The sequence below is a fragment of the Hansschlegelia sp. KR7-227 genome, assembly GCF_049446035.1.
In the GTDB taxonomy this organism is placed as follows: Bacteria; Pseudomonadota; Alphaproteobacteria; order Rhizobiales; family Methylopilaceae; genus Methylopila.
Genome location: NZ_JBMSEA010000001.1, coordinates 628,489 through 637,561, shown reverse-complemented (window position 1 = coordinate 637,561; position 9,073 = coordinate 628,489). Strand labels below are relative to the sequence as shown.

The 9,073-nt window shown below is 70.1% G+C and carries 10 protein-coding genes and 1 pseudogene; 5 read left to right on the top strand and 6 right to left on the bottom strand.

What is annotated here, in order from left to right:
• Positions 1–158: 158 nt before the first annotated feature.
• From ACO2RJ_RS03000 to rplI, 5 genes are all read left to right on the top strand, one after another.
• Positions 159–581, top strand: coding sequence for a carboxymuconolactone decarboxylase family protein (locus tag ACO2RJ_RS03000; RefSeq protein WP_423266520.1), 423 nt, complete (start codon positions 159–161; stop codon positions 579–581).
• A gap of 334 nt (positions 582–915) precedes the next feature.
• Complete coding sequence (rpsF, locus tag ACO2RJ_RS02995; protein WP_423266519.1) at positions 916–1,377, top strand: 30S ribosomal protein S6; 462 nt, start codon at positions 916–918, stop codon at positions 1,375–1,377.
• A complete protein-coding gene (gene rpsR, locus ACO2RJ_RS02990; protein ID WP_423266518.1) occupies positions 1,377–1,640 on the top strand; it encodes a 30S ribosomal protein S18 in 264 nt (87 codons plus the stop codon). The genes rpsF and rpsR overlap by 1 nt, the downstream gene beginning before the upstream one ends.
• A gap of 180 nt (positions 1,641–1,820) precedes the next feature.
• Positions 1,821–2,792, top strand: a complete 972-nt coding sequence (locus ACO2RJ_RS02985; protein ID WP_423266517.1) for a DUF2232 domain-containing protein — start codon at positions 1,821–1,823, stop codon at positions 2,790–2,792.
• Between the two features lie 34 nt (positions 2,793–2,826).
• Positions 2,827–3,441 (top strand): 50S ribosomal protein L9, encoded by a 615-nt coding sequence (rplI, locus tag ACO2RJ_RS02980; protein ID WP_423266516.1) that lies wholly within the window; start codon positions 2,827–2,829, stop codon positions 3,439–3,441.
• Positions 3,442–3,677: 236 nt separating this feature from the next.
• On the opposite strand, the gene ACO2RJ_RS02975 is transcribed toward rplI, so the two are convergent.
• The 6 genes and pseudogenes from ACO2RJ_RS02975 to ACO2RJ_RS02950 all read right to left on the bottom strand — a co-directional run.
• A complete protein-coding gene (locus ACO2RJ_RS02975; RefSeq protein WP_423266515.1) occupies positions 3,678–4,424 on the bottom strand; it encodes an SDR family NAD(P)-dependent oxidoreductase in 747 nt (248 codons plus the stop codon).
• A gap of 111 nt (positions 4,425–4,535) precedes the next feature.
• Positions 4,536–6,017, bottom strand: coding sequence for an amidophosphoribosyltransferase (gene purF / locus ACO2RJ_RS02970; RefSeq protein WP_423266514.1), 1,482 nt, complete (start codon positions 6,015–6,017; stop codon positions 4,536–4,538).
• A gap of 66 nt (positions 6,018–6,083) precedes the next feature.
• Positions 6,084–6,743, bottom strand: coding sequence for a CvpA family protein (locus ACO2RJ_RS02965; RefSeq protein ID WP_423266513.1), 660 nt, complete (start codon positions 6,741–6,743; stop codon positions 6,084–6,086).
• Positions 6,744–6,831: 88 nt separating this feature from the next.
• Complete coding sequence (gene radA, locus ACO2RJ_RS02960) at positions 6,832–8,235, bottom strand: DNA repair protein RadA (RefSeq protein WP_423266512.1); 1,404 nt, start codon at positions 8,233–8,235, stop codon at positions 6,832–6,834.
• 69 nt (positions 8,236–8,304) lie between these two features.
• Complete coding sequence (locus ACO2RJ_RS02955) at positions 8,305–8,700, bottom strand: GntR family transcriptional regulator (protein ID WP_423268895.1); 396 nt, start codon at positions 8,698–8,700, stop codon at positions 8,305–8,307.
• A 168-nt stretch (positions 8,701–8,868) separates the two neighbouring features.
• Positions 8,869–9,000 (bottom strand): annotated as a pseudogene (locus tag ACO2RJ_RS02950) (GntR family transcriptional regulator); the annotation flags it as partial.
• Positions 9,001–9,073 lie beyond the last annotated feature (73 nt).

Sequence of the window (9,073 nt, the reverse complement as noted above, 5' to 3'; positions counted from 1 at the left end):
TGGCGCATCCCGGCTTTGCCGAACGACGCCGGCGAGCGGCCGCGACGCGATCCGCCGTCCGCCCGATTCGACGAAGCTGCGTGGAAGCTTGCGAAGGTCGACGCGCCCTACTGTAAGGTCTGAGTCGCCGCCCGCGACCGCGGATCTCAGGAGGCCTGATGACGGACGACACCGACGAGACCCGCCGCGCGCGGGCGAAACGCACGCTCGCTGAGTATCATGGTCCCTTCGGCGAACAGGTGATCGCCCGCCTCGCGGACGTCGCTCCGGACTTCGCCGACCAACTCGTCGACTACGCCTTCGGCGACGTCTACTCCCGGCCCGGCCTCGACCGCCGCGCGCGCGAGATCGCGACGCTCGCAGGGCTCGCGGCGCTCGGCAACGCTGAGCCGCAGCTGAAGTGGCACATCCGCGGCGCCCTCAACATCGGAATCACCCGCACGGAGGTGATCGAAATCCTGTCGCAGATGGCGATCTATGGCGGCTTTCCCGCAGGCGTCCGCGCGCTGATGGCGGCGAAGGAGGTGTTCGACGAGATCGACGAGTTCGCGACGGAGCTGGCGAGGCAGGACGACGCCTGAGCGGAGAGCGGTTCGTCTGCCCGGTCCGGCACATCCGCCAAATGAATGGATGCTCGCCGCGAGCGCTCCTACAACGGCCTCAAAGCCCAAATGCCCGAGCGCGGCTGGGCTTCGATCCGACTCCCGCCTTGCCTCGCAGCCCCTGATCCTCTATAGGCCGCGCTTCGCGTCGTTCGGCTGGGGGCTGAACGGAGGGGTCCGGATTCGTCCGGGCAGGATCGCAAGGTCCGGCCTCCCGTGTCTCCGCCTTCGAGAATTCGTTCGGGCCTTCGCGGGCTCGGAGGGCTTCGCGCCGAATGGCTGACGTTGATCTGAAACCTGAAGGCCACCCCACATGCCGCTCTACGAACACGTCTTCCTGGCCCGCCAGGACGTGACGTCGCAGCAGGTCGAGGAAATGACGGCGCAGTACAAGTCGGTCCTGGAAGCTCAGGGCGGCGAGGTCAAGAAGACCGAGTACTGGGGCGTCAAGCCGCTCGCCTACCGCATCAACAAGAACCGCAAGGCCCATTACACCCTGCTCAACATCGACGCGCCGGCGCCCGCCGTCGCCGAGATGGAGCGCCAGATGGGCATTTCCGAAGACGTCCTGCGCTTCATGACCATCAAGGTCGAGGAGCTCGAGGAGGTCCCCTCCGCGATGCTCCAGCGCCGCGACCGCGACGACCGTGACGACCGCCCGCGCGGCGGCGGACGCGGCTTCGGCGGCGGCGGGGGCGACCGTGATCGCGGCCCGCGCCGCGACCGCGACGACCGCCCGCGCCGCGACGACGCGCCCCAGCAGGAGACGCACTGATGGCCACGCCGGCTCCGACTTCGTCGTCCTCGAGCGGCCAGCGCCGCCCGTTCTTCCGCCGTCGCAAGACCTGCCCGTTCTCCGGCGCCAACGCTCCGAAGATCGACTACAAGGACGTGCGGCTGCTGCAGCGCTACATCTCCGAGCGCGGCAAGATCGTGCCGTCGCGCATCACGGCGGTCTCCGCCAAGAAGCAGCGCGAGCTCGCCAAGGCGATCAAGCGCTCGCGCTTCCTCGGCCTGCTGCCTTACGTCATCAAGTGACGTGACGGGCGGCTCGGCCGCCCGACGACTGCTCCGGCGCGGCTGCGGCCGCGTCGGTTGTTCCAGGCGCTCATGCGGGCGCCGCTCCAGGCGCCGGCGTCACGCCGGCGTCGTTGGGCCGGGCTTCGATCCGGCCCTAACCGCGCATTCCGCGCGGGACAGCCGGGTTTCGAACGCGCGATGACGCTCTCCGTCCTCCTGATCGGCTTCGGCGCCGGAACGGCCTCCGCGCTGCTCTACGCCGCGGTCGCGTCCGGCTCCCCGCTCGCCGTCCTCCTGCTCTACGTCGCCCCGCTCCCGATCCTGCTCGCGGGCGTCGGCTGGCGACACACCGCCGGCCTCGTCGCGGCCGTCGTCGCGGCGCTCGCGCTGACCGTCGGGGTCGGCCCGAAGACCGGGCTCTATTACGCGCTGGTCGTCGGCGTGCCGTCGTGGTGGCTGGCCTATCTCGCTTTGCTCGCCCGGCCCGGCGCGACGCCCGAGCAGACCGAGTGGTACCCGATCGGCCGGCTGGTGATCTGGACGGCGGCCCTCGGCGCCCTGCTGGTGACGGCCTCGATCCCGCTGGTCGCGACCACGCTGGAGGAATATCGCGCGACGCTGCGCGAGGTGTTCTCCAAGGCCTTCGAAAGCGCAGGCGCCGCGGGCGCGCCGCTTCCGACCGGCCAGGACCCCAAGGCGCTCGTCGACTTTATGGCTCTGGTGGCGCCCGGCGTTGCCGCCACCTTCTGGACCGCGTCGTCGATCCTCAATCTCTGGCTCGCGGGGCGCATCACCCGCGCGTCCGGCCGGCTGGTGCGGCCTTGGCCGGATCTCAGGGGCGTGAGCTATCCGACCACGGCGGCCTATGTGCTGCTGGCCGCCTTCGCCGGCTCGTTCGCCCCCGGACTGGTCGGCCTCGCCGCCGAGCTGTTCGCCGCGACCTTCCTGATCGCCTTCGCCCTTCTCGGCCTCGCGACGCTGCATGTCGCGACCCAGAAGACTCCGGCGCGCGGCCTCATCCTGTTCGCGACCTACGCCATGCTGGTGCTGCAGCCCTGGATCGTCGTGTTCCTCGCGGGCCTCGGCCTCGGCGAGCAGTTCTTCAACATCCGGCGGCGCTTCGGCCCGCCCCCCGGCGGTCCGCCCACGGCGGTCGCCAACCTCCCCTGAAGCATCGCAAAACCACTTTGAACGGAGACTTCCCATGCAAGTGATCCTGCTCGAACGCATCGCCAAGCTCGGCCAGATGGGCGACGAAGTGCGCGTCAAGGACGGCTACGCCCGCAACTTCCTGCTCCCGGGCAACAAGGCGCTGCGCGCCAACGACGCCAACCGCAAGAAGTTCGAAGGCCAGCGCGCTCAGCTCGAGGCGCGCAACCTCGAGCTCAAGTCCGAAGCCGAGCGGCTCGGCGAGACCGTCGACGGCAAGGTGCTGGTGCTGGTCCGCCAGGCCGGCGAGACCGGCCAGCTCTACGGCTCGGTGTCGACCCGCGACGTCGCGGAAGCGCTCACCAAGGACGGCACCTCGGTCGGCCGCAACCAGATCGTGCTGAACGCGCCGATCAAGACCATCGGTCTCCACAAGCTTCCGGTCCGCCTCCATCCGGAGGTCGAGGTGACCGTGACGGTCAACGTGGCCCGCTCCGAGGCCGAGGCCGAACGCCAGGCCAAGGGCGAGGACCTCTCGCAGCGCGAGGAAGGTCCGGCCTTCGAGACCTTCAAGGAAGACGATGACGACGACGACCGCCGCCGCGGCCGCGACGACGATTACGAGCCGGCGGCGGCAGACGAGGAGCCGGCCGAAGAGGCGCGCGACTGACGCATCCCGCGGCTTGCCCGAACGAAACGCCCGGCGGCAGCGCCGGGCGTTTTGCTGTTTGAAGCATCCAACCTCCGCCGTCGTTCCGGGCTCGTCCCGGAACCCATTCCCGCCGCGTATCGAACCGGCCGGCGCTGGCGGCGGAAATGGATCCCGGGACGAGCCCGGGATGACAGCCCGAGATCGCGCGCTTCAACCGGAGGCGATCGTGCCTGAGCCGGTCGGTCGCCGTCGCTTCACGCCGGCGGGCGGAAGCTCTGCACGCTGTCGGTGGGGAAGTCGTAGAGCTTGCCGGTCTCGGTCCACTCCGGCGCGCACATGGCGACGAGCTTCGGCGCGAACTCCGCCGGGGTCCTCAGCGTCGCCGGGTCCTCCCCCGGCATCGCCCGCGCCCGCATCGCGGTGCGCAGCGGACCGGGATTGGCGAGCATCACGCGCACGGGCGTATGGTTCTTCGTCTCCGCGGCGTATGAGCGGGCGAGCGCCTCGACCCCGGCCTTGGTCACCGCGTATGGCCCCCAATAGGCGCGGTCCTTGTGGACGACGCCGGAGGTCAGGAACACGGCCCGGCCGGCGTCCGAGGCCCGCAGTAGCGGGTCGAGCGAGCGGATCAGCCGCCAGTTGGCGGTAAGGTTGATCGCGACCGTCCTGTCCCAGTCCTTCGGATCGACATGCCCGAGCGGCGTGACCGGGCCGAGCTGGCCGGCGTTCGCGACCAGCGCGTCGAGCTTGCCGAAGCGCTGGTAGAGCGCGCCGCCCAGCCGGTCGATCGCCTCGAAATCCGTGATGTCGAAGGGGGCGAGCGTCGCCGCGCCGCCGACGGCCTTGATCGCGTCATCCAGGTCCTCGAGGCCGCCCTGGGTGCGCCCGGTCGCGACGACATGCGCGCCGGCCTCCGCCAGCGCCAGCGCCGTGGCGTAGCCGATCCCGCGGGTCGCGCCTGTGACGACCGCGACGCGGCCTGCAAGATTAGGAGATGTCATGGCGTCAAAGGACCCGGAACTCGGCGAGGAGCCGAGACCTCATGTCCCGGCCTTGAGCCGGGACCCATAGCCGCTGACGCCGCCGAATGAAACCGCAGCGACGCGCGGCGCTCAGCTCGCTTCGGCGATCAGCGACAGCTGCCGCGGGGTCGCGTCCATCTGGTCGGTGAGCGGCGTCGGGTAGTCGCCCGTGAAGCAATGGTCCGTGAACTGCGGCCGCAGGTCGTCGCGCCCATCATAGCCCATGGCCCGGTACAGCCCGTCGACCGACAGGAAGGCGAGGCTGTCGGCGCCGATGAACGCCCTCATCTCCTCGAGCGTGTGCGTCGCCGCCAGCAGCTTCTCGCGCTCGGGCGTGTCGATCCCGTAGAAATCGGAATGCTTGATCGGCGGGCAAGCGAGCCGGAAATGCACCTCGGTGGCGCCGGCGTCGCGCATCATCTTGACGATCTTGAGCGAGGTGGTGCCGCGGACCAGGCTGTCGTCGACCAGCACGATGCGCTTGCCGGCGACCTGGCTGCGGTTGGCGCTGTGCTTCATCCGCACCCCGGACTCACGCACGCCTTGCGTCGGCTGGATGAAGGTTCGCCCGACATAGTGGTTGCGGATGATGCCGAGCTCGAAGGGAATGCCGGATTCCTGGGAGAAACCGATCGCCGCCGGCACCCCGGAATCCGGGATCGGCACGATGACGTCCGCCTCGGGCAGCGACTCGCGGGCGAGCTCGACGCCCATCTTCTTGCGGACCTCGTAGACCGACTGGCCCTGCACGACCGAATCCGGCCGCGCGAAATAGACGAACTCGAACACGCACGGCCGCATGCGCTGCGGCGGGAACGGGCGCAGCGACTGGACGCCGCTCTCCGAGATGACCACGACCTCGCCATTGTCGATGTCGCGGATGTATTTGGCGCCGATGATGTCGAGCGCGCAGGTCTCCGACGTCAGGATGTAACAGCCGTCGAGCTCCCCCAGCACCAGTGGACGGATGCCGAGCGGGTCGCGCGCGCCGATCAGCTTCTTGGTGGTGAGCGCGACCAGCGCGTAGGCGCCTTCGATCTCGCGCAGCGCGTTGACGAAGCGGTCGATGATGCGCGGCCGCCGGCTCTGCGCGACGAGGTGGAGGATCACCTCGGTGTCGGAGGTCGACTGGCAGATGGCGCCGGCGCGGACGAGGTCGCGGCGCAACGTCAGAGCGTTGGTGAGGTTGCCGTTATGGGCGACCGCCATGCCGCCGGCGTCGAGTTCGGCGAACAGCGGCTGGACGTTGCGGAGAATGGTCTCGCCGGTCGTGGAGTACCGGTTGTGGCCGATTGCGGAGCGCCCCGGCAGCCGGGCGATCACGCGGGCGTCGGAGAAGTGGTCTCCGACGAGGCCCAATCGCCGCTCGGCGTGGAAGCGATGCTCGTCGCGGCTGACGATGCCGGCGGCCTCCTGCCCCCGGTGCTGCAGCGCGTGCAGGCCGAGCGCGGTCAGCGCCGCGGCGTCCGGGTGTCCGAAGACGCCGAAGACGCCGCACTCTTCGTGCAGGCGGTCGGAGTCGAGGTCGAACCAGTCCTGCGCCTCGTGGGTCGCAGCCGTGGAATCGCTCATGCTGTCCGTCTCCCGAAGGCGGGGTCGCCGCCTCGTTCGTCCGCCGGCGCCGCCCGCCGGGGGTCGTCACTGCCTCGGCTTGTCGCCACGCTCGAGCAGGTTGTTGATGCCCTGCCGGTCCTGCGGGCTGACGTCCGGACTTTCGTCGGGCGCGGGCGTCGTGTCCGGCGCCTGCGGCGCGGCCGGGCCTGTCGCCTCCCCGCCGTCGCGTCGCTTCAGCCTCTGCAAGATGGTGCTTTCCGGGTCTTCCGGCAACAAGGCGAGCAATTTCTCGCCGGCGTCCTGAAGAACGGGCTTCGACTGCGCCGTGCGCACCCATTCCGGCTGGCCCTTGTCCGGCACCAGCCAGTTGAAGAACAGGAAGGCCACGACGACGAGCAGCAGCCCGCGCGCGGCGCCGAAGGCGAAGCCGAGGATGCGGTCGACGGGCCCGACTCGGCTGTCGAGGATCGCGTCTGAGATCTTCATGGTGATGAAGGACACCACCAGCAGCACGACCAGGAACACGCCGCCGGCGGCGATCACGTCGGCGATCTGGGGCGGGTTGAACTTGATGTAGTCGCGCGCGATCGCCCGCGCCGGCTCGAAGAAGTAAATCGCAGCCGCCGCCGCGGCGACCCAGGAGGCGATCGAGAGCACCTCGCGGGTGAAGCCGCGCACCATGGCGAGGGCGGCGGAGATGAGCATCACCCCGATCAGGATGAGGTCGAGAAGCGTGACGGTCATCTAGATACGCGCGAAAGCCGGCCGGTGAGCGGGTGCGGACCTACGCGGTCCGCGGGCCGGCTCTCTATACCCCGCACGCCCGGCGCCGTCACGCATCATTCGGTCGCGCTGCGCCCGCGCGCGCGGCGAGGCGGGCGACGAGCGCGTCGAGCGTCGGCACCGCGAGCGCGACGATGCCGGACTCCGCCGCGGCGTCCGCCGCCGCCGCCGGCAGCGCCGCGCGCTTGAAGCCGAGGCGCGCCGCCTCCCGCAGGCGGGGCCCGGGATGGGCGACGGGCCTCACCGCGCCGGTCAGACCTACCTCTCCGAAGAACACGGCGTCGACCGGGAGCGGCGATCCCGTCATCGACGACACGAGCGCCGCGGCGACCGCGAGGTCGGCCGCCGGCTCCTGCACGCGCAGGCCGCCGGCGACGGCGAGATGGACGTCGTGCCCCCCAAGCCGCACGCCGCAGCGCGCTTCAAGCACCGCGAGCACCATGGCGAGCCGCGCATTGTCCCAGCCGATCACCGCCCGCCTCGGCGTGCCGAGCGTCGACGGCACCACCAGCGCCTGGATCTCGACCAGCAGCGGACGCGACCCCTCGAGCCCCGCCAGCACCGCCGTGCCCGGCGCGTCGGGCTCGCGGTCGCCGAGGAAAAGCGCGGAGGGGTTCGTGACCTCCTCCAGCCCGTCGCCGGTCATCGCGAACACGCCGATCTCGTCGGTCGGGCCGAAGCGGTTCTTCTGGGCGCGCAGGATGCGGAAATCACGGCCCGAATCGCCCTCGAAGGAGAGCACGGCGTCGACCATGTGTTCGACCACGCGCGGACCCGCGATCTGTCCGTCCTTGGTGACGTGGCCGACGAGCACGATGCAGGCGCCGGTGGTCTTCGCGTAACGGATCATCGCCTGCGCGGACGCCCGGACCTGGGTGACCGTGCCCGGCGCCGACTCCACCTGGCCGGTCCACAGCGTCTGAATCGAATCGACGATGACGAGCCTCGGCTGCGGCCCGTCCTTGAGCGTCGCCAGGATGTCCTCGACGCAGGTCTCCGCGGCGAGGGCGACCGGCGCGTCGCCGAGACCGAGCCGCTGGGCGCGCAGCCGCACCTGGCCCGCCGCCTCTTCGCCCGAGACATAGACGACGCGAGCGCCGGAGCGCGCCAGCGCCGCGCTGGCCTGGAGGAGCAGCGTCGACTTGCCGATGCCGGGCTCGCCGCCGAGCAGCAGCACCGACCCGAACACGAAGCCGCCGCCGGTCACGCGGTCGAGTTCGGCGATCCCTGAGGCCAGCCTCGGCGCCTCGTCCGTCGCGCCCGTCAGCCCTTCCAGCACCACGACCCGACCCCGGCCGAGCGCCCGAGCCGCCGCCGTCCCTCCGGTCAGCGGCGCCGCGGCCGCCTCCTCCACGATCGCGTTCCATGCGCCGCAGGCCTCGCATTTGCCCGACCAGCGCGGCGCGACGGCGCCGCAGACCTGGCAGACGAATGAGGGTTTGAGGCGAGCCATGAGAAATCCATGAGGACGACGGCGTCGCGCTATGGCGCGTCGCTCAGCCTTGCGAATGGCGAAGCTGGCTCAGACGGCGAGCTTCAGCCGGTAGGCGTAGGCGTCCCCGCGGAACAGTCCCTCGACATATTCGACCATGCGACTGTCGGGGTCGAAGGTGCGGCGCTTGATCAGCAGACACGGGCGCGGCGTTTCGAAACCGAAGATCGCGCACTCCTCTTCGTTCGGCTGGGTGGCCTCGATCGTCTGCTCGCAACTTGTCAGGGGCGCGCCGAGCTCTCTCAGCGTCTCATACACCGACCCGCTGACGTCGGCGGACTCGAGGCCTTCTGCGGCCGCGAGATTGTACCAGGCGACTTCGCGCGACAGAGGGATGCCGTCGCCCATGCGCACGCGCACCAGCTTCAGGAAGGAGGCGGTCGACGGCAGGCCGAAGAGAGAGGCGATGGACCTGTCGTGGATCACAACCCGCTCAAGAACTTCCGACGAGGGCACGCGACCGAGCTCTCGCATCTCCTCCGTGAACCCCTTCAGGCGCTCCATGCCGGGTTTGATCTGCGCGTCCGGCGGCTCGACGATGAAGCCGAGTCGACCATGCGCGCTGAGCAGGCGCTTGCGGCGCAGCGCGCCATAGCAATGTTGAACCGTCGTCCGGCTGATGCCGAGGTATTGCGCAAGCTGACGTTCCGCGGGCAACGTGGTGCCCGGCGGCAGCTCGCCGCTGCGAATCAGAGCGCCGATCTGATCTTCAAGCTGGCGATACATCGGCATCGCCGTGTCGTCGCGAAGTCGAAGACGACTCTGAAGGCTAGGCTGCTCTTTCACTGGGGTGTGCACG